This is a genomic window from Henriciella marina DSM 19595 (genome assembly GCF_000376805.1).
Taxonomy (GTDB): Bacteria; Pseudomonadota; Alphaproteobacteria; order Caulobacterales; family Hyphomonadaceae; genus Henriciella; species Henriciella marina.
On the sequence record NZ_AQXT01000002.1, the window covers coordinates 1,454,494 to 1,480,415 of the forward strand.

General features: G+C 58.3%; 19 protein-coding genes, 1 tRNA gene and 4 pseudogenes. 11 read left to right on the forward strand and 13 right to left on the reverse strand.

All coding sequences use genetic code 11. The features are described from left to right. Positions 1-43: 43 nt before the first annotated feature. Complete coding sequence (locus tag F550_RS0107095) at positions 44-784, reverse strand: FadR/GntR family transcriptional regulator (protein WP_018147845.1); 741 nt, start codon at positions 782-784, stop codon at positions 44-46. A gap of 178 nt (positions 785-962) precedes the next feature. On the opposite strand from F550_RS0107095, the gene F550_RS0107100 reads away from it, so the two are divergent. Further along, positions 963-2,225 carry a cytochrome P450 gene (locus F550_RS0107100; protein WP_018147846.1) on the forward strand — a complete coding sequence of 421 codons (1,263 nt, stop codon included), beginning with the start codon at positions 963-965 and terminating at the stop codon, positions 2,223-2,225. A 48-nt stretch (positions 2,226-2,273) separates the two neighbouring features. Here F550_RS0107100 and F550_RS19570 read toward each other — a convergent pair. Continuing rightward, positions 2,274-2,399, reverse strand: a pseudogene (locus tag F550_RS19570) (IS6 family transposase); the annotation flags it as partial. A gap of 124 nt (positions 2,400-2,523) precedes the next feature. On the opposite strand from F550_RS19570, the gene F550_RS0107110 reads away from it, so the two are divergent. Continuing rightward, positions 2,524-3,138 carry a class I SAM-dependent methyltransferase gene (locus tag F550_RS0107110; RefSeq protein WP_026180629.1) on the forward strand — a complete coding sequence of 205 codons (615 nt, stop codon included), beginning with the start codon at positions 2,524-2,526 and terminating at the stop codon, positions 3,136-3,138. On the opposite strand, the gene F550_RS17150 is transcribed toward F550_RS0107110, so the two are convergent. From F550_RS17150 to F550_RS0107145, 6 genes and pseudogenes are all read right to left on the reverse strand, one after another. After that, positions 3,130-3,993, reverse strand: coding sequence for a prenyltransferase (locus tag F550_RS17150; RefSeq protein WP_156807858.1), 864 nt, complete (start codon positions 3,991-3,993; stop codon positions 3,130-3,132). The genes F550_RS0107110 and F550_RS17150 overlap by 9 nt on opposite strands. A gap of 194 nt (positions 3,994-4,187) precedes the next feature. Beyond that, positions 4,188-4,916, reverse strand: a complete 729-nt coding sequence (locus F550_RS0107120; RefSeq protein WP_018147850.1) for a class I SAM-dependent methyltransferase — start codon at positions 4,914-4,916, stop codon at positions 4,188-4,190. Beyond that, complete coding sequence (locus F550_RS17155) at positions 4,910-6,163, reverse strand: glycosyltransferase family 4 protein (protein WP_169332258.1); 1,254 nt, start codon at positions 6,161-6,163, stop codon at positions 4,910-4,912. Before F550_RS17155 ends, F550_RS0107120 begins: the two co-directional genes overlap by 7 nt. A gap of 244 nt (positions 6,164-6,407) precedes the next feature. Continuing rightward, a pseudogene (locus F550_RS17160) lies at positions 6,408-6,893 on the reverse strand (IS3 family transposase); the annotation flags it as partial. A 63-nt stretch (positions 6,894-6,956) separates the two neighbouring features. Beyond that, a protein-coding gene (locus tag F550_RS0107135; protein ID WP_407637647.1) for an IS3 family transposase occupies positions 6,957-8,095 on the reverse strand; the annotation gives its coding sequence in 2 pieces (ribosomal slippage) (positions 6,957-7,837 and positions 7,837-8,095; 1,140 coding nt in all). Positions 8,096-8,353: 258 nt separating this feature from the next. Further along, positions 8,354-8,557, reverse strand: coding sequence for a globin family protein (locus F550_RS0107145; protein WP_018147856.1), 204 nt, complete (start codon positions 8,555-8,557; stop codon positions 8,354-8,356). A gap of 409 nt (positions 8,558-8,966) precedes the next feature. Between F550_RS0107145 and F550_RS18890 the strand changes: the two are divergent. From F550_RS18890 to F550_RS0107175, 7 genes and pseudogenes are all read left to right on the forward strand, one after another. Next, positions 8,967-9,287: pseudogene (locus F550_RS18890) on the forward strand (DUF2924 domain-containing protein); the annotation flags it as partial. Positions 9,288-9,319: 32 nt separating this feature from the next. Further along, a pseudogene (locus F550_RS19330) lies at positions 9,320-9,653 on the forward strand (recombinase family protein); the annotation flags it as partial. Between the two features lie 286 nt (positions 9,654-9,939). Further along, positions 9,940-10,827 (forward strand): TIGR02391 family protein, encoded by an 888-nt coding sequence (locus F550_RS0107155; RefSeq protein WP_018147857.1) that lies wholly within the window; start codon positions 9,940-9,942, stop codon positions 10,825-10,827. Next, positions 10,814-15,304: an NACHT domain-containing protein gene (locus tag F550_RS0107160; protein WP_018147858.1), complete on the forward strand. Its 4,491-nt coding sequence runs from the start codon at positions 10,814-10,816 to the stop codon at positions 15,302-15,304. The genes F550_RS0107155 and F550_RS0107160 overlap by 14 nt, the downstream gene beginning before the upstream one ends. Positions 15,305-15,946: 642 nt before the next feature. After that, positions 15,947-16,183, forward strand: a complete 237-nt coding sequence (locus tag F550_RS0107165; protein WP_018147859.1) for a DUF3489 domain-containing protein — start codon at positions 15,947-15,949, stop codon at positions 16,181-16,183. Then, complete coding sequence (locus tag F550_RS0107170; RefSeq protein WP_018147860.1) at positions 16,180-16,569, forward strand: DUF2924 domain-containing protein; 390 nt, start codon at positions 16,180-16,182, stop codon at positions 16,567-16,569. The genes F550_RS0107165 and F550_RS0107170 overlap by 4 nt, the downstream gene beginning before the upstream one ends. Then, the gene (locus F550_RS0107175; protein WP_018147861.1) at positions 16,566-18,071 is read left to right on the forward strand and encodes a recombinase family protein; all 1,506 of its coding nucleotides are present in this window, start codon (positions 16,566-16,568) and stop codon (positions 18,069-18,071) included. The genes F550_RS0107170 and F550_RS0107175 overlap by 4 nt, the downstream gene beginning before the upstream one ends. Positions 18,072-18,848: 777 nt before the next feature. On the opposite strand, the gene F550_RS0107180 is transcribed toward F550_RS0107175, so the two are convergent. The 4 genes from F550_RS0107180 to F550_RS0107195 all read right to left on the reverse strand — a co-directional run bounded on the left by F550_RS0107180 (position 18,849) and on the right by F550_RS0107195 (position 24,718). After that, positions 18,849-18,938 (reverse strand) — tRNA-Ser (locus F550_RS0107180). Between the two features lie 73 nt (positions 18,939-19,011). Then, positions 19,012-21,003: an alkyl/aryl-sulfatase gene (locus F550_RS0107185; RefSeq protein ID WP_156807859.1), complete on the reverse strand. Its 1,992-nt coding sequence runs from the start codon at positions 21,001-21,003 to the stop codon at positions 19,012-19,014. Positions 21,004-21,999: 996 nt separating this feature from the next. Further along, complete coding sequence (locus F550_RS0107190; protein ID WP_026180631.1) at positions 22,000-23,778, reverse strand: tetratricopeptide repeat protein; 1,779 nt, start codon at positions 23,776-23,778, stop codon at positions 22,000-22,002. A 136-nt stretch (positions 23,779-23,914) separates the two neighbouring features. Next, entirely contained in the window at positions 23,915-24,718 is an 804-nt protein-coding gene (locus F550_RS0107195) for an SDR family NAD(P)-dependent oxidoreductase (protein WP_018147864.1), read from the reverse strand. Positions 24,719-24,843: 125 nt separating this feature from the next. Between F550_RS0107195 and F550_RS19495 the strand changes: the two genes are divergently transcribed. Beyond that, positions 24,844-24,975, forward strand: coding sequence for a hypothetical protein (locus F550_RS19495; RefSeq protein ID WP_018147865.1), 132 nt, complete (start codon positions 24,844-24,846; stop codon positions 24,973-24,975). Between the two features lies 1 nt (position 24,976). Further along, positions 24,977-25,150, forward strand: coding sequence for a hypothetical protein (locus F550_RS19135; RefSeq protein ID WP_018147866.1), 174 nt, complete (start codon positions 24,977-24,979; stop codon positions 25,148-25,150). Positions 25,151-25,213: 63 nt separating this feature from the next. Here the strand turns inward: F550_RS19135 and F550_RS0107210 are convergent, their stop codons facing one another. Further along, complete coding sequence (locus F550_RS0107210) at positions 25,214-25,903, reverse strand: oxygen-insensitive NAD(P)H-dependent nitroreductase NfsB (RefSeq protein WP_018147867.1); 690 nt, start codon at positions 25,901-25,903, stop codon at positions 25,214-25,216. Positions 25,904-25,922 lie beyond the last annotated feature (19 nt).

The following is a 25,922-nucleotide window of genomic DNA, read 5'->3' on the forward strand; positions in this document are numbered from 1 at the left end:
CTTGTATCCTTTATTCCGCGACCTTTGATGGACGCAATTTTTTTTAAATCTGTCCCCACCGGATCCTTTGGGAAACAAGCTCCGGACTTCTTTCAGCCAAATAAGATGCAGATCCCGACACGAGCCGGGTCATAGCCTGTCGCGCCGCTTGAGCATCCCCTGTGCGGACGGCCTCCAGAACGCGGCGCAGGAAGCGCAACTGGACCGCCCGCTCCTGCGCCGAATAGCCGAGCGAGCTCGAGAATTCGCGAGTAAGCAAATGCATGGAGGAGGTCAGAAGACCGAAGAGCGGATTGCCGCTGGCCCACCCGAGAAGATCGTGAAAGCGGCGGTTTAATTCCTCGAACTGACTTCCAGCCTCATTGCGCTCCAGCTCTTTGAGGCAATCGACCAAAGCACTGAGGTCACCCGTGGTCGCTCGTTGGGCAGCATAGGCTGCAACGTCCGGCGCGATGGCTTCGCGCAGCTCGAGCAGCCCCCTTAAATCGGCTTCCATGAAATGCAGGATGAGTGAAAGACTGCTGGCAAAATCGCCAGTCTGGGGACGCGCCACCACAGGCCCGCCAGATCGGCCAAGCTGAAGATAGATAACACCCTGAAGCTCGAGAAAGCGAAGCGCTTCACGCAAGGTCGCCCTGGCAACTTCGTATCGGGCAAGCATCTCTTCTTCACGCGGCAACCTGTCTCCCGGAACATGAGCCCCTGCCTCGATATCGCGAACGATGTCTTGCGCGAGCGAGAGCGCACGCTTGGCTTTCTTCGCGTTATCGACCATCGGCTGCATTTCTGAAACTCTCTCCTGTGGCAAAACTCTTATAAGATTTAATCTTATTCACCGCTTCCGCTACACATAAACTTTCCACGGTCACTAGGAGGTGTCAAGAAAACATTATAAGCTTTATTGACTGCGCTCTTTCGAAAATTTATCTCTTCGAGAATAACGAGTCTTTTTGAGGTGATTTATGAGCGTCGAGACAGTGGAGCTGGATACAGTCGAGAAAATCGCGGCCATTCCGATTGAGCAAATTGATGTTTCGCGGCCGAACCTATTTCAGAAGGACACAATTGGTCTGTTCTTCGACCGGTTGCGCAAGGAGGATCCGGTCCATTACTGCCGGGAAAGCAATGTCGGACCCTACTGGTCTGTCACCAAGTTCAACGACATCATGGCCGTGGACACCAACCATAAAGTCTTCTCGTCAGAGGCGAAACTTGGCGGCATCGCCATTCAGGACATGCATTCGGTGGAAGGTGCCCTGGAGCTTGAAATGTTCATCGCCATGGATCCGCCCAAGCACGACCAGCAACGAAAGGCTGTTACCTCCTCAGTTGCGCCATCCAATTTGCGGCTGCTTGAGCCAACAATCCGCGAACGCGCATGCGAGATTCTCGATGACCTGCCGATAGGGGAGGATTTCGACTGGGTCGACAAGGTCTCGATTGAGTTGACCACAATGACACTTGCGACCCTGTTTGACTTTCCATGGGAAGAGCGGCGCAAGCTCACGCGCTGGTCAGACATCGCAACGGCCGCCCCCGAAACCGGCATTGTCGAATCCTATCAGGCAAGGCGCGAAGAGCTCATCGAATGCGCAATGTACTTCAAAGAGCTGTGGGAACAGCGCATCAAGCAAGAACCGAAAAACGATCTCATTTCCATGATGGCACACTCTCCGGCGACACGGGAAATGCCCTTCATGGAATTTCTCGGAAATCTCCTGTTACTTATTGTGGGCGGCAACGACACCACACGCAACTCGATTAGCGGCGGTGTACTCGCCCTCAATCAAAACCCCGACGAATATCGCAAGCTGAATGATGATACATCGCTAATCACAAGCATGGTGCCGGAGATCATCCGATGGCAGACGCCACTTACCCATATGCGCCGTACCGCCCTTCAGGACTGGGATATCGGCGGCAAGCAGATAAAAGAAGGGGATAAGGTCGTTATGTGGTATTTGTCAGGCAACCGCGATGATACGGTCATCGACAAGGCTGACCAGTTCATTATAGACCGCAGTAATCCACGTCATCACCTGTCCTTCGGCTTTGGCATACACCGCTGCATGGGCAATAGGCTTGCAGAACTGCAGCTGCGGATCATCTGGGAAGAGATCCACAAACGTTTCGTAAAGGTCGAAGTGGTTGACCAACCCGAGCGCCTCTTTTCAAACCTTGTGCGAGGGATCACGAAACTGCCTGTGCGACTGCATGCTCGCTAATTGACTGCGCCCAATGCCGACAAGGGGTTATGGCGATGTGTACAGCGTGACCGTGGTTTTCCGCAATAGATCTTCGACGTTGCGCAGCGAGAATGGGAATCGCACATACACCATCACTGAGAGCTGGACGATCTCAAGCGACATTTTGAAACAACGAAATGGGTTCAGAGGCATGAGACGCGACTAACCAAACTGCCCTATCCGACCAGTTTCGCTGACAATGCTATTCGAACTTCAACCTTCTCGGTCCTCCCTTTAAGAAATCGACTATGGATAGCTGACCGGTTACCTCGGCAAGATGAAACTACCGTTGAACCCCTCGAGCGTAAAAGGCTTCCTTGATGATGAGGAAGGGCTTGCGCTGCATAACGCGGCCCTTGAACGCGCAGATTACGGGCCTTGCCTCGAAGTGGGTGGATATTGCGGAAAATCGACCATCTACATTGGATCGGCTTGTGCACGCGCTAACGAACTTCTGTTCTCCATCGATCACCATCGCGGATCTGAAGAGAACCAGCCTGGCTGGGAGTACTTCGATGCGGAGCTATGGGATGAGACCGCAGGTGCTGTCGATACACTCCCGTTTTTCCGGGATACAATACGCAAGGCTGGCCTAGAAGCGACTGTGATTGCAATTGTCGGTCAATCAAAGGACGTCGCCGCGCGGTGGGGAACGCCTCTAAGTCTGCTCTTTATCGACGGCGGACACACGACGGAACACGCACTCAATGACTATGAAGGATGGGTTCCCCATCTCATGGTCGGCGGGCTGTTAGCGATCCATGATGTATTTCCTGACCCGAAAGATGGCGGGCGACCTCCTTTTGATATCTACCAGAAAGCACTGAGGTCTCATGCCTTCGCTGAAGAAGGCGCGATCAAAAGCCTGAGGCTGCTGCGGCGCCTAAAGTAGCGGGGCCAGAAAAATCCGGTTGGCGCCGCTGAACCCTTTCAGCGCGTCCGCGGCTAGTATTGCGGCCGCCTGCGTCCAGGTTGGCCTCTCCTTCGGCCAGATGACACTCTCGGCGGTTTGCCAGCCCATCCAGAGCACGCCTGCCGGGTCGCGGATGGTCATTGCCTGACGAAAAAGCCTCTCAGCCAAAGTCTGGTCGCCAACGGAAGCAAGAGCGATCACCAGTTCGCAAGTCTCAGCGACTGTAACCCATGGCTCATCGCTCACGCAGCGGCAGCCGTGCCCTGCAATGACGAAGCGGCTCCAGTTGTGATCGAGACGCTGACGCGCTGAGGCTTTGCTCAGGGCTCCAGAGAGCACCGGATAGTACCAATCCATGGCGAAGCGCTGCCCTGTGGCCCGTCTGTCGAAAGCGCTTGGCTTATCTCTGAGAGCCATAATAATTTTTGCATGTGCCTCGCGCCATAACGCTGCGGGTTCATTGAATTTATCAGCCAGAAATAACGCACATTCGAGACTTTTGGCGATCGAGGCATTCCCCGCCACCAGAGCGTCATCATCGCTCGAATTGATCGCATCGAGCGCCCATGGGACCGCCCCGTCTTCGCGCTGAAGGGACACCACGAAATCAATGGAAGCTTTGATCATCGGCCACCACCTACGAACGCCCCGCCAGTCGCCGGTCGCCAATGCGTAATGCGCGACACCCACAGCCGGGTAAGCGCAGAAATTCGTATCGACCAACTGCGGCGCAGGCTCACGACTAATAAAATCGCGGTCGACCATCGGAAGCGCATTGCCATAGCCCCCGAGCCAGGCGCCGTCAGCGCGCTGTGTGGCGCGCAGATAGTCCAAAGCCGCGCCTGCCGCCTTGGTTCTGCCCATTACCGTCAGGGCCATCGCGCTTTCGACATGATTCCAAGGGTCCCAGGGACCATCCTCGAACCAGGGGATTGCCCCCTGCGGTGTCTGGAGATCAAGGATACGCTGAAGCGGCGCCTCAAGGTCGATTGCTCCAAGGGACAGCGCTTTCTTGAAAGAGCCATCCATCAGAGTTTGCCTTCCTTCTCGAAGTACATGACGAGGCTCTTACCCATAACCGGCGTAAGCAGGGCATCCAGAACCCGCGTCAGAGGGGGGCGCTTCATGATGTCCCAGACCAGAAACCGGTGATAGGTTTTTACCCAGGGATGATCATCTCGCCTCGCCCAGAACGCACATTTCAACCACCAGAGCGGCGCATGCAGCCCATGCGCATAATGGCGGCGCACCATTCGAAAACCCTTCCGCTCAATGGAGATTTTGAGGTCGACCTTGTCGAAAATCCGGATATGGCCACCGGGTTGAAAAGGATATCCGTCCGGTGGCGGTGCGAGGTGCCAGCATATCCTCTCCGGCCAGGCACGTGGGACGGATATGCAAAGGCCGCCGCCTGGTTTGAGCACGCGGCGAATTTCGGCAATCGCCGCATGATAGTCTGGCAGATGCTCTAGAACTTCTGAACAGATGACGGCGTCAAAGGTGTTGTCTTCAAACATCAGAGCCGTTGCATCTCCCTGCGCAAAACGGGCCACTCCATCATCGCTGCCTCGAGGCGGCGGAAGTGAGCTGAGCCCCACCTCTGCCTTTTCGAGGGCCTCCGCGTCGAGATCAATACCATCGATTTCGAGGCCGCCGATCATATAAAGTCCATGAACGTGGCGACCTTCACCACAGCCGAGATCCAGTACGCGGTCCCCGGCAGAGAGCCCAAGGTGCTGTAAGCGCGCTGTCAGCATGGGTTCGCTCTCGCCTCTTCCATAAGCGAGAGGTAGCGCGGCGCGATCTGACGCCAGTCGAACTCGGTCCTCGCACGCATGAGACACGCTTCGCCGACGGACAGACGGTTGTCAGCATGATCCAGCAAGCGCGCAATCGAGGCCGCGAGCGCGTCCGCATCGCCGCGCGGCACCACGATGCCAGCATCTCCTGCAACTTCCGGTAAAGCCCCGCCATCCGTAACGATGACCGGGGTGCCACAACTCATGGCTTCTGCTGCCGGAAGACCGAAACCTTCGTAAAGTGACGGCGTGACGGCAATTGTGGCCCTGCAAAACTCTTCAGCGAGCTCTCGCCTGGTCAGTCCGCTCTTGAATTGCACGCAGTGCTCCAGCCCCAGCTCACCAAGCATCCGCCGGGCCAGCCCATCCCTAAGCTTTCCAATGACAACAAGCTCCAGATCAGGATGATTATCAAGCAGCTGACGATAGGCCTTCAGAAGGACCGGCAATCCCTTGAGCGGTGTGTCCGCACTGGCTGTCGAAATGATCCGGTTTTTCGCGCGTGGAATCTGGGGTTTGGGACGAAACGCGCTCTGATCGACACCAAGTGGGATTGGATGGAGACGATCCGGGTCGACACCGAACGCCTCTACGATGTCTCTTTTCGCCGCTTCGGAGGGGCAAGTCATCACCTTCAGCCTGCGTGCGACACGGATTTGCATATGATGAAAGGCGTACCAGCGCTTGATCAACCAGCGTTGACGCCAGGTTTCCGCGGCTTCGAGAGCGAGCCTTCGATCCTGCGTGACGGGATGGTGTATCATCGTCACCAGCGGCAATCCCAAACCTGACTGAATCCTGAGCATTCCGCTGGCAAGGGTCTGATTGTCCAGAACGACGTCGTAATGATGTGCTCTCTGCCTGAGGAACCGATATACGCGTTCGCCGAAAACATAAGGTTCGACAAACTTGCCAGAGAGATGACCGAAATACTCGTAGGTATCCGTCTTGCTCAGCAGGTGCCGGGGACGCAAAGAATAGTGCCCATTGTGGGGCTGCGCATAGAGGTCAAGCGAGGGGATTTTCAAAAGACGTACATCGCCAGAGAGTTCGGGGTAAGGCGGCCCCGAAATCACGTCGACATGCGCCCCCGCCTCGCTCAGCGCTTGAGACAGATAATCAATGTATACGCCCTGCCCTCCCACTTTCGAATCCGAGCGATATCCAAGGATCGCAATACGAAGAGGCGCCAGCTTAGAGGGCAAGGCGACTCTGCTATGCCGAAGCCGGGGGCGTGCGGTGACCATTACGCGGTGCTTAAAGCCGGACTGGACGAAAGCAAGTGGTCATGCGGCACATCGTCGAAACCCGTAAAGGTGCCTGCTGAGGATAACGAAGGTTAGGAACAGTCAGGGGCAATACAAGCAATACTTCGCATCTGACTTCCCTTCGAAAATCTCCCTGGAAACCTTTGATAACTGGCCTGCTGCCGGTTTGATGGACGGCAACTTAAGCTTCCATCGCTTGCTCCTCATACTGCATAGGGCTGAGATATCCCAGCGTCGAGTGCCGGCGGGTGGGATTGTAGAACCGCTCGATATAATCGAACACATCGGAACGCGCCTGATCACGGGTTCGGTAAACTTGGCCCCTGATCCGCTCGGTCTTGAGCGATGAGAAGAAGCTCTCCATCGCCGCATTATCCCAGCAGTTGCCGGACCGGCTCATTGAGCATGTGATGCCATTGTCCCTCATCAGGCGTTGGAAGGCCTCACTGGTATACTGGCTGCCCTGATCGGAGTGATGCATCAGCGTCCGGGGACGCCCTCTTCTCCAGATGGCCATCATCAGGGCGTCGGTGACCATCTGCGTGGTCATCGCTTCCTTCATCGACCAGCCGACGATGCGCCGGGAGAACAGGTCGAGGACCACGGCCAGGTAAAGCCAGCCTTCAGCGGTCCAGATATAGGTGAAGTCCGCGACCCATTTCCGGTTTGCTCTGCCCCACCGAGTTGGTCCACCGGCTTTGTTAGCCCGGCGGTTTCCACGTAGCGGCGTTCATGCCGCTACTTCCACACAGTAAGGCGATATGAACGCCGCGGGCAAGATGGCTTGTGGCGCGGGCGGCCGGTAGCCCAGAGAAGAGTGCGGACGCGCGGTGTTGTAATGCCGGCGCCAGGTCTCGATCAGGACTTTCGCCTCCCTGAGATCATAGAAGATTTCCCTCGCCAGCAACTCGTCTCTGAGCTTGGAGTTGAAGCTCTCGCAGTATCCATTCTCCCATGGAGAACCCGGCTCGATATAGAGCGTCCTCACGCCGATCCGGCCAAGCCACTCGCGCAGGGCAGTGGCGATGAACTCGGGGCCATTGTCGGAACGGATATGCTCCGGCGGGCCATGATGCACGAACAGTTCGCCCAGCGTGTCGAGGACATCGCGGGAGTTCAGCTTGCGCTCGACGCGGATGGCGAGGCATTCGCGAGTGAACTCATCAATGACGCACAGCATGCGGAACACCTTGTCGTCATGCGTGCGGTCCTGAACGAAGTCATAGGACCAGACATGCCCCTTGTGCGCAGGGCGAAGCCTCACGCACGAGCCGTCATTCAGCCAGAGACGGCCGCGTTTCGGTTGTTTCATTGGCACTTTCAGCCCTTCACGCCGCCAGATGCGATAGACGCGCTTCTCGTTCACATGCCAGCCATCCCGTCTCAGCAAAGCTGTGATCCGGCGATAGCCATACCGGCCAAACCGTTCTGCCAGGGCGATGATGGCCGCTGTCAGCACATCCTCGTCCTGGCGCGGCACGCGCGGCTTGCGCTGGGTGGAACGATGCTGGCCCATCACGCGGCAAGCCCGGCGCTCTGTTGCGCCGAGTGTCTCTACCACATGATCGACCGCTTTGCGCTTGCGTGAAGGGCTTAGAACTTTCCCCGCACGACTTCCTGCAGGATCTGGTTGTCGAGGGTCAGATCAGAGATCGCCCGGCGAAGCCGCGCATTCTCCTTCTCCATCTCCTTCATCCGTTTGGCCTGGCCGACCTGTAGCCCGCCATACTCCTTGCGCCACCGGTAGTAGGTCTGCTCCGTCACACCGATCGAACGCACCGCCTGACCCGTCGTCTCACCGCGCGCGAGGCGCACCTCCACCTCCCGCAGCTTCGCAATAATCTCTTCAGGCGTTGATCTCTTGCCCATCTCTAAGCTCCATATCTGAAGCCGGAACTAACTCAAATAATGGACCACTTTTCAGGGAGCAGACCAATCCGCCGATGCTTCGAATGCACGCCCGCACCAAGAAATGGGTGTAATGGTCTCTTCCAATGGCTCGGCGCAACACTTGCGTGAACAATTTCAAGTCAAACGCGACTACGCAAGTTAGATAGCACCTTTCGACGGGCGCCCCCCCAGCAAAGGCCCAAAGTTGGTGCTCTCCATCTCGACTGCGATCGAAATTTAGTGCTCATCAGAGAGCAGGCGCTCAGCCGCTTCGAGCCTTAGGACCGCTTTTTCAATGCGACCATTTAGGGCGGCCAGTCCAGTTGTAATTTCCTGTCTTCCTGACATTGGCGCCTGCGCTGGCAAACCATCATCCAGCGCCCGTTCCAACTCCGCTATTGCTTCCACGACTAGTTCACGGATGGGATCTAATTCGTCCATGCGCGGACCTCGCACCACTTCACGCTCGCAGTCCACGCAGCTTCTTCGCCCCACTGGACTTGCCGCCCGATCCGAGCGTCGCTGTCTCTGGTAACAAGGTCGCGCTGCCCGGTATCATCCCGGGCTTGTCTCTGTGGGAGCGGATAATGGCGCCTGCAAATCTACAGTAGACAAGCCATGACTGACCAACACACAATTGACGCTCCGAAAGACGGCACGAAGGAAGCTCGCCTAGTCGAGGCGCTGACCGGCAAAGGCCAGACGTTGAAGCAGCTATCTCGCTGCTCACTTGGCAACCACACACGGTCCGCGCCGCGATGACCCGACTCCGCAAACGCGGCTACGTCATCTACCGGATCGCTAAGACCGAGAAATCCGCCGCACGGTTCAAGTTGCGCGGAGACAAGGCGTGAGCCGGATCGACTTCAAGCGTCATTTGCGAGAGGCGCTAATCGAGTGCTGGATCGAGACGATCCGTTCAGCGCCCCCTCGCAAGCTCCGTTCGCCCATGATGGCGAAGATCCTGACCTGCGAAGACCAGTGGCACACCTCTGGCAAACCACGCGCGGCAAATGCAAGAAAGCTCAGACGGCTTGCATCAGCCTCACCCGATACCGCCGCGCCTGGCAGCAACGGCCAACGTAGCGTGCGAGAATGGAACGGGGTACAGCACACCGTCGGTATTACGGAGGCAGGCTATCTCTGGAATGGCAAGACTTGGCGATCGCTCAGCGCCATCGCCAAGGAGATCACAGGGACCAAATGGTCGGGGCCTCGCTTCTTCGGTGTGCAGACACGAAAAAAGTCCGCTGCGTCATTTACACCCGAAAAACCTCTGACGAAGACCTTGACCAGGCTTTCAACTCGCTGGACGCGCAGCGTGAGGCCTGCGAGGCCTATATACGCTCGCAGCGCCACGGAGGACGGAAGCTCCTGCCGCAGCACTATGATGATGGCGGGATATCCGGTGGGACCATGGATCGCCCTAGCCTAAGGGCCCTGCTCGCTGAACTCAAGGCCGGCAGCATTGACATGGTCGTAGTATGCAAGATCGACCAGCTCACGCTCACTCACCGACTTTGCTCGGTTGTCCGAACTGATTTCGCTTGAGCTACCCGCCGAAGAGGATTTGCGGCTGCGCACGATCGCGCACGATCGCGCGCGAGCAAGCCGTTCTGTCCTTCTTTCCAACAGCGGAGTCCGCAACGATTTCACGGTCCGCGGCTCCTCGAAGTCGAAATCATCGCCGTGTATTGGTGATGCAAGGTCGATGTTTATGCGCCCAATCCTTGCCGAAGCCGCGAGAACGAAGCAAAAACACTGACGGTGGCCACTCTGGCAATTCGTCTTGTACTTCCGATCGATAAAAGGGGACTCAATGCATGGCCAAGGCGGCAACACAACAGGCAGCTGGCCTTGCCTATCATGGATTGAGCGGGGTCACGCGGCCTTGCGAGGAAGCGGTTCTTGAAGCGCTCCAGCGAGAAACCAGGATAGAACGCGCGCGGATCTTGTCCTTTCGAGAGCAGCACGGACTGTTGCTGATTAACGCCGTCGGAGATGGTCTTGTCATTAGACCGGGATTTGCGTCCGGCTATAGCGGGGAGGGGCCTTCTGGGCTGTCCAAAGCGATTGCCATGCTAAGCGCACATGAGGTGCAGATTGACGAGGTGGATCTGACACCGGCGGAGTTTCAGCGGCTGGATGACTCTGTCCTCACCGAATCGGATCTGCAAGACCTAGCCGCGCGGCGGGCCGTGCGTATTGGTCAATATCAGGATTATATGTTCAGGGGCGATTGGGACGACGCCCGCGCGGGTCGTTTGTGGTCACACTATCCTGCCCGCCTGCCATTAGCCGCATTGGCGCCTGGGCTGATTGACCTTGTTCTGGAGTTCGACACGCGGCCGGGACACGCCTTGCATTTGGGATACATCAGGCTTGAAGACCGACTGCGGAAACTGACATGCACAAGACTTTCGGGTACTCGGCTTGTCGATGCCGCTTTTTCTCCAAAACACGCCTTGTTGAAGTTGAGCGGCCGGGAGGATCCCGGTGAGCAAGCCGGGCTTGAGTTCCTGTTCCGTGGCGTGCTTCAGCTACACAGAAATCCCCATGCCCATAGCGAGCTCAATCGGTCGCCGGTTGAAGCTGTGAGCGAGTTCCTGGTGCTCAATCATCTGTTTCGCCTTCTTGATGCAGTTGAAGTGGCCAATGGCAAGGCCGGTAAGGACCCATCCGATGAAGGGAGCGGGCTTGGCACTGGCTGAACTCCTGATCTCTGGCGGGGGCGGCTGGGCCATTGGCAAAGCGGCCGACGCACTGAGCGCACCACTCGAGGGCCTTGCTGAAGACATCAATGTGCGTTTTGCCATTTCAGCGGCCCTGGAGCGAAGTGCTGCACGTCTAGATGAGGTGTTCGGCGAACGCGAGCAGGCCGACCTGACGGACATGTTGCGCGGCCAGCACGCGCTCGTTTTCACGCTGATCCTAGAGCGGCTTAAACGCGCACCGGCGTCTGATCTCATGCGGGGCGGACTATCGGCAGAACTCGCGCAAGTCTTAAGGGCCGGAAACGGTCAAGCCCGAGATGCCCTGCGAAAGCTCGCGGATCTGATTGACAGTGAGCTTTGGGCGAAGCCGCCTTTGGCCGCGTATCGTCAGAAACTTAGCGAATATGTAAATGAACAGCGGCTTGGCCATTTGCTTGAGCGACTGGCGCCGGACATGTCTGCCGCAGCGATTGCCGCGCGGGTGAGATTTGCCGCGCGGTCCGATATCACAAGACGGCTGAGCAGGGTTCACACGACACGTCTTGTTTTGCCGCGACGCGTGAGCGAACTGAATGACGAGGACAGTGCGCCTGGCCCGCTGACCGCGCTGGCGGAGCGTTTGACACCAGGTTGGCGCGGCGCCCTGATCGATCAGGGCGGCGCTGGAAAGACCATTGCGCTGCTCACAATTGGCGAGGCCGTGTTCAGCAGGTTCGATGAAGCGGCTGCGGTCTATGTACCGATGGCGGAGGCGGCGACGCACGGTTCGGTAATTTCGGCCCTCTTGCAGCGCGATGCGCTGATCGCCGAAAACATCTCGCAGGCGGATCTGGCCGCACAGGCTCGGGCCGGGAGATTGACGTTTCTGCTGGATGGTTGGAATGAGTTGTCGGTTGACGAGCGGCGCCAAGCCCGGTCTGCGATCGAAGCCTTCCACGGCGAATATCCGGATGCACCGCTTCTTTTTGCAACGCGGCCATACTGGTCAACCTTGCCAACGACGATCAGCGCGAGCTTTGCTCTCGACCGGATCACCTTCGATGACCAGGCGCGCTTTATTGAAAGCGTTGGTGGTGTTGCAGGCCTTCAAGCGCATACTCGTACGCGCGATCACCGCCCGCTGCGCGAGCTCCTCGGCATACCGTTTTTCCTGAATCTGTTCGCTCGTCTGGAATGGCAGGCAAGCGATGGCGACCTGCCGGAAAACAGTGTCCAGCTTGTCTCTCGTTTCGTCGAGGGCGAATTTGGCCGTCCGGCCTATCTTGATCCGCCGCCGGGCGGGTCGGCAGAGTTCGTGCGTGGTCTGCTCATGGAATTGGCGGTTCGCATGGCCGGGTCCGGTACAGTTGAACTGCACATCAAAGCGGCGAGCGCCGTCATTGCTGCACGCCTGAAGGCCGCTGGCCATGTCCACAACGCCGCCGAGTGCGAGCGCGCTCTTCAGCGCCTTTCACAGCAATCTCTCATCCAGGTTGCAGGTGAGGGCAGAGCGAGGCGGTTTGTCTTCGATCACCAACTGCTCCAGGATTGGTTCGCTTCGTTTCACGTACGGGATGCTATTGTCGCTTGTGCCAACGACACGGCTTTGCCGTCGCCCGCCGCAGCTGAATTCGGCAATGCGAGAAGCTGGGAAGGGGCGGTTGAAATCGCGGTGGAGGCGCTCGGCCAATCTGGCCCAATTGATCCGGGCCTGCGCCGGTTTCTGATGGAACTTTGGGGAATGGATCCCGAATTTGCGGCGAAGATGATGTCTCGGCTGAGTGACGCCGCTTGGGACGGGATACGCGACGATGTGCAGCGCTTTGTTCGTGCTTGGCGCAGGAAAGATCCAGGTGTGGAGGTTTTATCCTTCATGGTGGGCACCGGGCGCTCCGAGTTCGCAGAGACGATATTCGAAGACCTCGCTTCGGAAAAGGAGAGGCGCCGCGAGCGCCAGTTAACCCGACGGGGTGGATTTCACCCGGATGTGCTTGGACCAGACTGGAGCGCCAAGGCCGAAGGGCTTTCCAGATCCCAGCGCCGGATACTGGTCCATGATCTGGCCTATTCCGGCGGTGATCGCGGACTGGATATGGCGATTGAGCTTAGCGCCGGGGACACCGAGACTGATCATCTTGGCTTCGTCCTCGATGAAATCCACTACCTCGGCCGGAAAGACAAATCGACCGCGCTGTTCGCGGCCATGACTGAAGCCTCGGCTGACAAATGGGCGCTTGACGAGAGATACAGGGAGATTGCGGCGGAACACGACCCTGAGCGCTATCGGGCAACGCTCAAGCGGATTATTAAGAAGGGGCCGAACACAACCGGCGGCGTACACGCCCGAATGATCCTTTGTGAGCTTGATGGCGAGCTTTTTCCCGCGGACCTGATTGAGGCCGGGCTCGCTCTAGATGATCAGAGCAAGGATAATCGCCACTGGCATTTGCACAGGTTTTCCGAAGATGCCCCTAGCGCGCTTTCAGACGTGCTCCTGGAGCACATGAAAACTGGCAAGGTGCTCTACAGGCTGCATGAGTATGTCACCAAAGTGAATCCAGCCCAGGCTGACGACATTCTGTCGTTCTTGCTCGACGATAGGCGGGAGCGTCACGACGGGCTTGGGATGGCGACGCATCTCAAACCGGGACAGTTACGCTGTGTCCTCACCGAGGCCTTGCAGATTTGCCGCACACTTGAGGGTGCAGATCGTTATGCCATGCGCGACGAGCGCAGCCGGCTTGCGCGCCTGATGGATGTGCTCAAGAATTCCGATAACACGCGCCTTATTCAGATTCTTATTAACTCGCCCGCGAAAAACCGGTCCGAAGTGGTCTTGCTGATGAAGCTCGTGACTGGCTGGAAGGGCGCGGACCATCATGATGAGAGAGGTCTGAGCCCGACGGGCCTCGCATCGCTGGGCTTGCACAGTGCAATCGATCGGTGGTGTCGATTGCTATTGGCGGTGCCGGACAAAAGCAGCGACGATCTGCAATTGGCCTTACGGGCACTGGCTGTTCCCGGCCGTGTTTCAGCATTGAAACGCATGCATGAAGTGCATGAAGCTGAACTCCTGCAGTATGAGCAGGAGCATGCTGACAACCCGAGTCGGCTGAGGCTACGGGGCGGCTATCCAGGGGACTATCGTCGCCGGGAGCCATTTATGCGCCATGGTTGGCCGGAGGCGAAGGCGCTGTTGCTGGGCTATATTGGCGATGAACGATTTGAGCTCGGCGCGGCGATAGCGCTTCGCAAATTCGCTCCTTTTGTCGCGGCCGATGTTCAGGGCAAGGGGCTCTTTCCAAACGATCGCAGTCATGAGCTGAAACGGGAGCGCCGGGCGGTCTGTCTGGAGCGGGGACCTTCAGCATCGTGTCATCACATTGCAGCCCGTATCCTCGATCGTGTTGCTGAGATTGATCTTGATGCTAAGGATGGCTGGGCGCGGGCGCGCAGTCTGGCTGCCTCTGCGGCCTGGATGGATTGTGGCCCGCGCCTGGCGGAGGTGATCGATCTCATTCGACGCGATCCCGAGCCGGTCAAGTCCCTGGCGATACTTGAGGCGCTGGCCGAGACCGGCCAGCCGCTCAAAGCGGACTGGATCCTGCCAGGTCTTGCAGCGGCAGAGGCTGAGTATTTTGCGCAGACCTGGCGTTCCGAGAACGATTTTTACATCCTTCGCCCATGGCTCGACCTCCTGGCGCGATCAGACACGCCGCTTGAGCTCATCGCCAGAAAAGCCAAGCACCCCCGCGAGGTTCACCAATGGCAGGCAGGCGATTTCATCTCGCTGCTCATGCTGGAAGACGCTGATGCGATGGTTGACGCCATCGAAGCCCTGCATGCTGAATGCCGTCTCGGCCATGGTGACTATGATCGCATCCGCGCGCTCTTTCGCGTCGGGTCGGACCGAGCGCTCAGTCTGCTTTTGGATGATGTTCTTGAAGGGCGATATCAAGACTTGCTTCATTTCGGGTTTCATGGGCCCAATGCCATTGCCGATATGCTCGAACGCGAGCCGGACAAGCTAAAGGCGGCCGTCGCAAAAGCTGCGTCAAATGATAATGCGCGGGGAAATGCAGCGTATCGTTTGGGCAGTCTTTGCCGGGGGGCACAAACCGCCAAACTGTTCGAGATAGCGTTGGAAGAGAGCCGCAGTGGGTCCGAAGCTATGATATGGCGTGTTTTAGCGGAGCATATGTTGGAAGGACAGTGCACAAGATACGAGCCGCTCGGCCCTGGCAGCTATAAGCTTCACCAAAAGTCTGTCGGCGAGTTGCGGCAAAGCCTCTTTTCCTGGGTTTTGGCGGAACCCGAGGAGCCTTTCTGGCGGAAGCTGCTTGCCGGCGTCGATGATCTGGTTTCGCAACATGGCGGACATCCCGATGATCCGCGTCACCCCGATGTCGTCACGGGGGTACCTTATCCGGATTTTGAGCCCGATATCTGGGCCAAGGTGCGTATTTTGGAGAACCCTCCGAGCCATTTTGACTAGGAGGGTTACGGCAACAATCACATGCATAATATGATGGGTGCTTTGTCGGTGTGCGCAAATAGCTGGTGAATGGTGGGATACCGAGTGCGAGTGTTGTTCCAAGTAAATTTACCCGCATTTCTTGCGCAGGCTGACTCGGCAATCGTTATAAACTGACTGGCTGAATTGAAGCGTGGCCGCCATTCAATCTACAACATAAGTCTGGAAGGGTTTGGCCCGAAGCGTACAAACTGCTCCTTTACGAGAATGCTCGATAGCGGGATTCAGCTGATTTCGGATAGGCGGACTTCAGCGTGTTCAACTTTTCTGGTGGCAGATTCAATCCGCGCTCGCAATGCCGCCCACCCAACCTTAATTTCCTGCCCTTTAGCGCTCGGTGCCCGAGCTGGCAGACCATCAATCAGCGCCTGTTCCAGCTCTACCATCGCCTAAACAAATTTGCGAACAGGATCTAGCTCGTCCATTTCGGACACATTCCGCGACCTCACGTCACCAGTCTACGCAGCTTTTTCGACAGCCGCTGGACTTTGCCCGCATTCGGAGCATTGCTGTCTTCGACAATTTAAAGCGCGGCCCGGTATCGGCCCGGGCTTGTCTCAGTGGGAGCGGATGATCGCCCCTACAATCGAAAGGAGACAAGCCATGACTGACCAACACACAATCGACGCTCCTAAAGACGGCACCAAGGAAGCCCGCCTAGTCGACGGCCTGACCGGCAAGGGCCAGACGCTGAAGCAACTTTCGGCCCTACTGACTTGGCAGCCACACACGGTCCGCGCCGCCATGACCCGGCTGCGCAAGCGCGGTTATGTTATCGACAGGGTCGCAAAGACCGAGAAGTCCGCTGCCCGCTTCAAGCTGCGTGGAGACAAGACGTGAGGCACGGCGACTTCGAGCGTCTTTCCCGAGAAGAGCTGATTGAGTGCTGGACCGAGATGATCGGTTCAGCGCCGCCGCCCAAGCTTCGCTCGCCCATGATGGCGAAGATCCTGATCTGCGAACACCAATGGCAGGCCTCGGGTCGGCCGCGGGCGACGCTGGTTCGAAGACTGCGACGGCTAGCTAGGGCCGCGCCCGATAGCGCCTTGCCGGCCGGCAACGGCCAACGTCTGGTTCGAGAATGGAACGGCGTTGAGCACACCGTCGATGTCACTGAGGCCGGCTATCTCTGGAATGGCAAGACCTGGCGATCGCTCAGCGCCATCGCCAAGGAGATCACCGGGACCAAATGGTCCGGGCCTCGCTTCTTCGGTGTGCAGACATGAAGAAAGTCCGCTGCGCCATCTACACGCGGAAGTCCTCCGACGAAGGCCTCGACCAAGCCTTCAACTCGCTCGATGCGCAGCGAGAGGCCTGCGAGGCCTACATTCGGTCGCAGCGCCATGAGGGCTGGAAGCTCCTGCCGCAGCGCTACGATGATGGCGGGATATCCGGTGGGACCATGGATCGCCCTGCCCTCCAGGCATTGCTCGCTGAACTCAAGGCCGGCCGCATTGACATGGTCGTGGTCTACAAGATCGACCGGCTCACACGCTCGCTTGCTGACTTCGCACGGCTGGTTGAACAATTCGAAATGACGGGCGCATCCTTCGTATCCGTGACCCAGCAGTTCAACACCGCCTCCAGCATGGGCCGACTAACACTAAATGTCCTGCTCTCCTTTGCCCAATTTGAGCGTGAGGTTACAGCCGAGCGGATCCGCGACAAGATCGCCGCCTCCAAGAAGAAGGGTATGTGGATGGGTGGTGTTCTGCCGCTAGGCTACGATAAAGCTGATGGCGGCCTAATCATCAACGAAGGTGAAGCTGAGACGGTCCAAACTCTATTCAAAACATACATCGACGTCGGCTCGGTCCGGAAACTGAAGGACTACGCTGATACCGAAGACCTAAGGACCAAGCAGCACGTGTCTGCCTCGGGCCGGGTCACTGGCGGCAAACCATTCACAAGGGGCCATCTTTATCAGCTGCTCTCCAACCCTCTCTATCGCGGAAAAATCAAGCATCGCGACCAGGTCTATGATGGGCTGCATGACGCGATCATTTCGGAAGCGCTCTGGGTCCGGGTTCAGGAGAAGCTCGCAAACAACCGTGTCGCCCGAAAAACACGAAAGAATGCCGCCAATCCATCCCTGCTCGCTGGCAGAGTGTTCGATGAGAATGGACGATCCTTCTACGCCCATCATGCTCGGAAAGGGCAGCGACGATACCGCTATTACGTCTCCGCAGATAATCAGGTCCGTTTGCCTGCGCGCGAGCTTGAGCAGGCTGCGTTCAATGCGCTTATCCATCGGCCTGGAGTTCGACAGCTATCGGCCCATGGCGCCCCATCCCAGCGCGAAACGCTGAAACAGATCAACCGGCTGGTGGTTGGCTCGGCGAAGCTGGAAATCCACCTCGCCGGGCAGGAGAACGTGCACCCGGTCCGAACTCCATTTATCCAACGTCGTCGCGGCGTGGAACGAAAACTCGTTCTGGAAAATGCAAGCGTGTCTCGAAAGGTAGACCGAACGCTGATCCGACGGATTGTCCAGGCGATGGATTGGCTCGACGACATCAAAGCTGGACGCGCGATTAGCGACATCGCAGCCGAACAAAATGTCTCGCCATCGTACATCACCCACAATCTCGATCTGGCTTTTCTATCGCCACGAATTCTTGAGGCGGTCAGTGAGGGACGCCAGGCGCCGCATATCTCTGCGTACCAGCTTTCGAAGATTTCGATCCCGGTAAATTGGGACGAACAGGACCCGATTTTCCTCTCCTAGATTCCCGCGTAATCACCCGGTGCATCCTCTGCAGAATCTTCAACGGTATGCGCTGAGGACTTGAGATGTTTCTCTCGGTCATACCCTTAGTCATATGACTTAGCTTATGACTAAAGCTATGACTTAGCCCCCCGCGACGATAGAGCAGGTCCAGCAGCTCCGGCCGCGGCTCGCGTCTGAACTGGGCGCACCAGTTCCCAAATCGCTTCAGCGGTAGGTCGTTTACTTTGCAATATTCCCGCTGATTCAAGTCACTGCGCTTCACGCCTCGCGATGAGCCCACAAGAACGCTTGCAGCTCCGCACGTTTCTCAACTGACAATCTCGTCATCGGCAGCTCCCCTCGGCTTTTGAACACCAACCGAAAGAGATCGAACGCCCCGCACAAGCATGTCACTATTTGACGCTTTCCTGGTCCGTTCGCCGATTTTTCCCTGTTAAAGAAAATAAATTTCCCTGTTATGGATCAAAATATTCCCTGTTATTGCACGCAGGGAATTTAGCTTTAGAGCACTGTAAACACGCGATTTAGCAGCCTTAGGAGTCGACGTTTCCCTGCAAAAGTAAGCGATTTCGCTGTAAATCGGGCGAAAACAGGGAAAATGCCGCTAAACTTGACTGAAAAATTGGCCGACAGAGACTTTTGGCTGAAAGTGCACGATTGCACGAGAATGGAGACGGAAACTGCAGATTTTAGTCGCTGATACGGGCGATAAGTCCCGGAATTGTCGGGACTATTCGCAGACGTCTCGATTCTCGGGATTTTCGGAAGACTGGCTGGCGGAGAGGAAGGGATTCGAACCCTCGATACGCGTAAACGTATACGCCCTTAGCAGGGGCGCGCCTTCAGCCACTCGGCCACCTCTCCCAAGCCAGATTGCCTGACTAACCGGATGGCCCCATGCGGGCAAGAGGCCAAACAGCGCCGTCTGCACATCACATCATGGTGTCACCACCGGGAACCAGAATTCCGGTTGGTCTAGCGCGCCGAGAAATGCGGCGGCAGCGGCCCCTTCCCCTTCGATGGAAAGCGCGCCTGAACCTGCAAGTTGAAGCACATTTGCCTCGCGCAGGATCAGCCTGTTAAAGTCCGCGCGCGTCAGGTTCATCGTTGCGGCCGCGTCACCCGTTTCAGTAACGTTGCGCGGTACAATGACATCACGGCCGACTTCGACGCGGATGTTTTCGCCGGTATCGCTGAACGCAAAGACGACGGCAAACGGCTCTCGCGAGAGCTTTTCAGGGTTGTAGCGGCTGGCCAGCGCATCGAACAGGTCGAGTGTGGGAACCGCGGCAAGGAAGTCGGCATTGCCGAGATTCGGCGCCCCACTTTCTGGGACTCCATTTCTAAGTTCGGATGCGGCGGTCAGGAAATAGCTGCGCCAGGAGCCGCTTTCAGCCTGAAAGCCCATCTGTTCATAGGTGGCCGCCAGCCAGTCCTTTGCCGGCTGGCTATCGGGGTCCGCAAAGACGGCCTTGTTGAAGAGCTCTGCGGCCCAGCGGTAGTCGCCCTGATCATAGGCGTCTGCGCCGCGTGCTAGAACCGCCTCGAGCCCGCCCATCGCCTCGACATAGCGGGGCGCGGTCTCTGCATCCGGCAAGGCGTGATAGTTGGCGGGCACGCCGCTCCACCAGCCATAATAGTATTGATAGACCGCCTTTGAGTTATGGTTCAGCGTGCCGTAATAGCCGCGCGTCGAAAAATCTTCCTGGCTGAACACCGGCTCGGGGATCGTCTCCGCAGCCTCCGTCATCGTGGCGCCGGCGTTGGCACGGCGCAGCGTCTGGTCGTGTACGTAGCGATAGGTGTCGCGCTGGTTTTTCAGGAAGGTCTCGACATTCTCCTGCCCCCAGCTTGGCCAGTGATGGGATGCGAAAACGACGTCTGACCTGTCGCCATAGTCGGCGAGCGCGCGGTCAATCACCCGGCTCCATTTCAGCGCATCGCGCACCTTTGCCCCGCGGGATGTCAGGACGTTATGGAACGTGCCGGTCGCCACTTCGGCGGTGCAGAGCGCGTCGAACTGCGGCAGGTAGAACATGAATTCGGCAGGCGCCTCGGTGCCGCCCGCATCCATGAATTCGAATGTCACACCGTCAATCTCGCGGACCGTGCCCCAGCCTTCGATTTCTTCTGTCGGCAGAACTAGCCCCGTTTTGCCCTGCGGAAGACCCGGACCAAGCCCCGTGCCGACGACCGCTTGCGGTGAGCGTGGAATCGTGTTGCCGAACATGAGAACGGCGCGGCGCTGCATCAGATTGCCCGCGATAAGGTTTTCGGCGACGGCGCTTTCAGTAAAGCCGATTGGCGCGAGGACTGGCACGCCGCGCGCCTCTATCTCTTCTTCGCCGATCACGCCCCGGGCACCGCCAAAATGGTCAGCGTGGGCATGCGTGTAGAGAACGCCAGTGACAGGGCGCTCACCCAGTGTATCGTTGACCAGCTTGAGCGCGGCCGCAGCCGTCTCCCTCACCGTCAGAGGATCAACGATGATCCAGCCTGTCTCGCCGCGAATGATGGTCATGACGGAAAGGTCATAGCCCCGTACCTGCCAGATTCCCTCTTTCACCTCGAATAGACCATGCCTGGCCGCAAGCGCCGACTGGCGCCAGAGCGACGGGTTCACCGTGGCGGGCGCGTCACCCTGCAGGAAGTCGAATTGCGGGATGGACCAGACCGTATTGCCATCTTCATCGAGGATCGCGTCGGCGTCTATCGCGGCCAGAAAACCCCGCGAAGCGTCTTCGAAGTCGCCCTGGTCCTCAAGCGGCAGTCGTTCGGCAATGGCGCGGTTGGCAGCGGCGGTCGCCTCACTTGCCTCACCTGCAGGCGGCGGCGCTGGAACGTCAACATTGCTGCCTTCGGTATGAGCAAACGACGACATTGAAACGAATGCGAGGGCAAAGGCCGATACGGCCATTCTGTAAGTCATGCGATTTTTCCTCCCGGCATATTTTGCGACGAGCCTATGCGCGCAGGTCAGATTTCGGAAGGGTAATTCGTTCTTTCAGGTTTGGCCCCGGGTCGGCGTTGGCGCGGCACATGGCGCGGGCTTAGGGCTGCAGCGTTTAATACAATCGCTCATCCCGGCGCAGGCCGGGATCTCAGCCAGATTGAGCGCAGAGCCTGTTTAACGAGACCCCGGCCTGCGCCGGGGTGAGCGGACCATCTCAACTCAAACACCAATATCGCCATGCGGGGTTTCCCGCTGGCGATGCGCTTGTGGTCTCGCCCTGAGGTGACAGGGCCGGGCGCGTCCAGGGAGGACGCTATAGATAATGCCAGCCTTTCGGCGTGGCTGTAGAGCGTGCGCCATGGACGCGCCCTGCGAAAGATTGCCCGCTCGTTTGACGCGGGCCGCCCAGAGGACTCAGAAAGGCGAGCCGTCGCCTGACTGGACAAGTGGATAGCGCGGACCGCCTTGTGGCAGGGCCGTTAGTCCCATACCGGCAGCACTCGTCTCCTTCGCACTCCACTCATGAGCGGCAATTGCCGCGCATGAGCCCTCCCGCCTTGCCAGAAACCTGCCGGGATCTTTCCGGCCGGCGTCGGCATCGCGAGAACCATCTCCACCCGGTCGGTCCGGACCGCCCTGTCTGGTGATGGGAGGCGTATAGTATGGGCCGGGCTCTAGAGGGTGGGGATTGATTTGTTTTGTCCGACAGCCCTGCCTCGCCGTCATCCCGGTTTGCGCCCTTGCGCAAGACCGGGACCCAGCTGCTGCGTCGCACTCCGCTTCCTCTGGGTCCCGGCTCAAGGCCGGGATGACGATAAAGTTGATGGCGCTGAGACAAATTCTGATGGCAGGAGTTGGACCCTCAGAGGGGCATTCGCCCGTAGAGAGTGACGCATGCTTCAAGTGCGTTACGTCCTCGAGCCTCTTGCGTCCTTCGGAAAAGTAGCGCGGGTCTGGAATAACAGCTTCTAGTCAAAGGTCAGCGAGCGATGGCGCGTCCGCCCCGCCGAGCCATGCCTCGTTAAACAGGTGTCTCGCATAGGCTTCAGAGCGGTCATTACTCTTGGCCGCGTAGCTTTCAGCGAGGCCAAACAGTGCATAGGCGTTGTTTGGCGACTCGATCAGGGTCTTGAAGAATTCGCGTTCGGCGCGGTCAGTCTGTCCATCCATCAGCAGATAAGCGCCAAGCGACTGCCGAACTGGATAATACCACCAGGCTGGTTCGAAATAGGGGAGTTTTTCCTGCGCGGTGGCCGCAGACTCCAATGCGTCGATGGCCGCCGCGTAATCGCCTTCAGCTGCGGCGATGCGGCCCTCAAGAACATGGCTCGCGACTTCAACCAGGCACGGCAGGGGCGCGCCGCGCGCCGCATAGGTATCGAAGCCCTCGACCTCTGGCAGAGCGCTCAGAGCAGCGAGTTCTGCGCGCGCATCGTCCAGCGCGCCCTGTCTCGCAAGGACCACGCCACGGGCGTGATGCCAGGCCATCTGTGCGAAGAGATGGGCCGATGACGGCGCTTCATATTGGAGCACGTCCGCAGCGGACCCGAATTGCACGAGCGTGAACAGCTCAGCCGCCGCGACACGCTCCCCGAAAGGGGATGAAGACGCAGGGTCTATCGTCACGATGCCTGATAGCTTGTCCGCCATGGAAAGCGCCGTCGCAGCGTCTCCGCCAAGCTGGGCGTTGGCGATCACGAAATGCACATTATGCGGATAATAGACGGCGCCGTAGAAGCCGCCATTTGCGCTTTCCGCGATATAGGCTTCATCTGCGGCGATGGCGTCGACATTGGCCTGAATGGCTTTTTTCCAGCGCCCCAGCCGCAGATAGATATGGGAGGGCATATGGACGATATGGCCGATTCCAAGATCCTGTGCGTGCAGCCTGTCGGCATATGCTTCAGCCCGGAACGGGTCCACTGAGGCTTCCGTGGCATGGATATAGAGGTGGATCGGCGGCGCGAAGTCAGGGTCGATTGCCAGCGCCGCATCGAGCAGTTCGAGCGTGCGGGCCGTCCGCCCCTTGGGCGTGCGCGCGCCAGCCTGCCAATAGTCCCATGGCTGTGTGTCCATGTTCGCTTCGGCCGCCAGGGCGAGGATCAGCTTGTCATCGCCATAGCGGCGCGAAACAATGTCCATCCTGTCGGCATAGGTTTCGGCGTCCTCGCTGACCTCTCCGGCGCCGTTCTGACGATAGCGCGTCGCCAGCGCCGAGATAAGCGCTGCTTCCTTTTCAGAAATGGAAGAGGCCTTCGCCGCGGCTTCCCGCGCTGCGATCAGCCCGGCCGCGCCACGTGCCGGAACGAAGGGCGCGTTGATATTGCTGCCGAAGGCGAGCCCCTCTCCCCAGAAACACATGGCACAGTCCGGATCGAGCCGCTGAGCCTCCCGGAAAGCCGCAATGGCTTCATCATGGTTGAAGTTGGCCATGTGCGAGAGACCGGTGTCGAACCATGTCTGGGCGTCTGCGCTCTTCGTTGTGATCGGGTAATGGAAATGGTCGATGACCTCATCCGGCAGGGCGAATGGCGCCTCGAAATCGAAGCTCGCCTCCAGCGGCAAAGCGGCCGTCTGGTCCTGCGCGCCGGTGGGCGTGGCCTGCCCGCCGCAGCGGTTCTGCGACAGGATGAGCGGATCGATGAAAGCGGGTGGCGGCGCGTCACTGTCTGCCCCTTCCCCGGACACACAGGAGGAGAGCATCAAGGCGCCGAGAGCGGCCCCCAGCATATCGTGGCGTCTGGATCGCATCGCATTTCCCCCTCGTGCTGGTGGAGAATGCGATAGACCTGACTTCAAGTCCATGGAGCGCGGGCGAATTCGCGAGCGCGCGCAAGCGACCCGTAAGGCGCGCCAGCTTGCAGCTTAAATGGTCGACCGCTGTTTTTTAGCCCTCTCGCACCAGCAGCATGTCGAGCACGTCAACCAGTTGCCGACGCTGGTCTGCATTTATGGCGTCAGGGTGAGGATCGGCAAAGCGGCGGCTATCATTGTCGAAATATTTGCCCGACGCGTCAGCGAACTCATCGGACAGGGCCGCCCGGACCAGTATGTCAGCACCGATGCCGATATCGCTCCCCGGGATGCCATATCCTTCCTTGACCATCTTGGTCGCGAGCAATGACCCGGGATTGACCGCGACGACCATGAGACCGTCCGCGCGAACCTCTTCGGCATACTGGTTTGACCACATGGTGAGGGCGAGCTTGCTCTGCGCATAGGCGGCATTGTCTGCCAACTTTTTGTGCCCTCGCAGGGCGTCGAAATCGACAGGTGCCTGCGCCGCCGAGGACAGGTTCACGATCCGCCCGCCCGGCACAATGATCGGTGCCAGACGCCGCGACAGCAGCATCGGGGCGAGCGTGTTGACGACGAAGCGCACATCGAGACCGCCGGGCGTTACAGGGTCAGACGTCTTGAAGACACCGGCATTGTTGATGAGGACATCGACACGATCATGCGCGGCGAGAATGGCGTCGGCCATGGCGGTTACAGCCTTGAGATCGCTCAAATCAGCGACGCAGGTCTCAACCCTGTCCTCGCCATGGGCGTTTGTGAATTCGGCGCGAAGGGCGGCAAGCTTCTGAGGATTGCGGCCGTGTAGAAGCAGTTTGTGTCCCTGTTCCAGCAGCCGCTTCGCTGTTTCGAGGCCGATACCGTCCGTGGCGCCGGTGAGAAGAATGGTTTTCATGGAAAATGCCTTTTATCTGGCAGACGCCGGGTCCAGCTGATCTGCATTTTAGGTTGAAAGCCCTTGTTTTCAACCCTGATCCAGAGTGGCCGCGGGCCCGTAGCCATTGGTGAAAGGAGTTCAGAATGAAACAGACGAAACTTCAGACCGACAAGGCACGCCAGGGCTCGGTTACCCCCGGAATGCTGGCCGTACTCGCTATCTCTACCGCGCTGGCAGTCTTTGCCATGACCGGCGTGATTGCAGGGGTGAGCTAACATGATGAAATCGCACGATAGCGAGAAGAAGGTGCCTCAGCCGACGCGGCGGACAGTTCACCTGCCCAAGCGTGATGAAGCCTCGTTCTTCAACCAGCGCGGCAACCTCAATCTCGAAAACGATACGGCCTCTCACCGACGTTACACCTGGATGTTCGAGGACCTGCTTCAATAGTTCCGGCAATTGCCGGGAACCGGGCGTTCGAATTGCCCCGTCCCCGGCTGCTGCCTGTCTGGATCAGACCTCGGTCAGCGTAACAGACAGAGGAAGTCTCGATTTCGGCGTCTTTGCGTTGAAGTCATTTGCTTCATCGCGGTAGCCGAGCGCGATGACCACAAGGCTGGTATAGCCCTTCTCCCGAAGACCGAATTCTTCATCGAGCACTTTCGTGTCGATACCTTCCATCGGGCGGGCGTCTACGCCGAGCGCGGCCGCGCCGAGCATGAACTGGCCGATATTCAGGTAAACCTGCTTGTCCGCCCAGTGCTGGAAGTCCTTCAGGTCATGCTTGTGAATGTTCGCGAACAGGTTTCGGGCCCCGTGCGTCTGCGGCTTCAGCGTATCCTTGTCGAAATCAAACCTGCCGTCCCTGTCTTCCTGGTCGAGGACGTCGAGCATGTAATCCTCGTCCGCCGCGATCCGGCTGGCGAAAACGACGGTGTGGGATGCATCAAGGAGCGACTGGGTGTTGAACGGAAACTTCTCCTCGGTCGATTTCGCGACGCGCGCTTTGCCGTCTGGCGTCGCGGCGAGAATGAAGTGCCAGGGCTGAACATTGGTGCTCGACGGGCTGTATTGCAGAAGTGCTTTCAGTTTCTCCACGATATCGGCGGGAATGGTCTTCGACGCATCGAAGGCCTTGGCCGTATAGCGCGTCTTCACGACATCGATGATGTCCGGGCGGATGTCAGTTGCAAGTTGGGTCATGGGAGGATCCTGTTTCTTG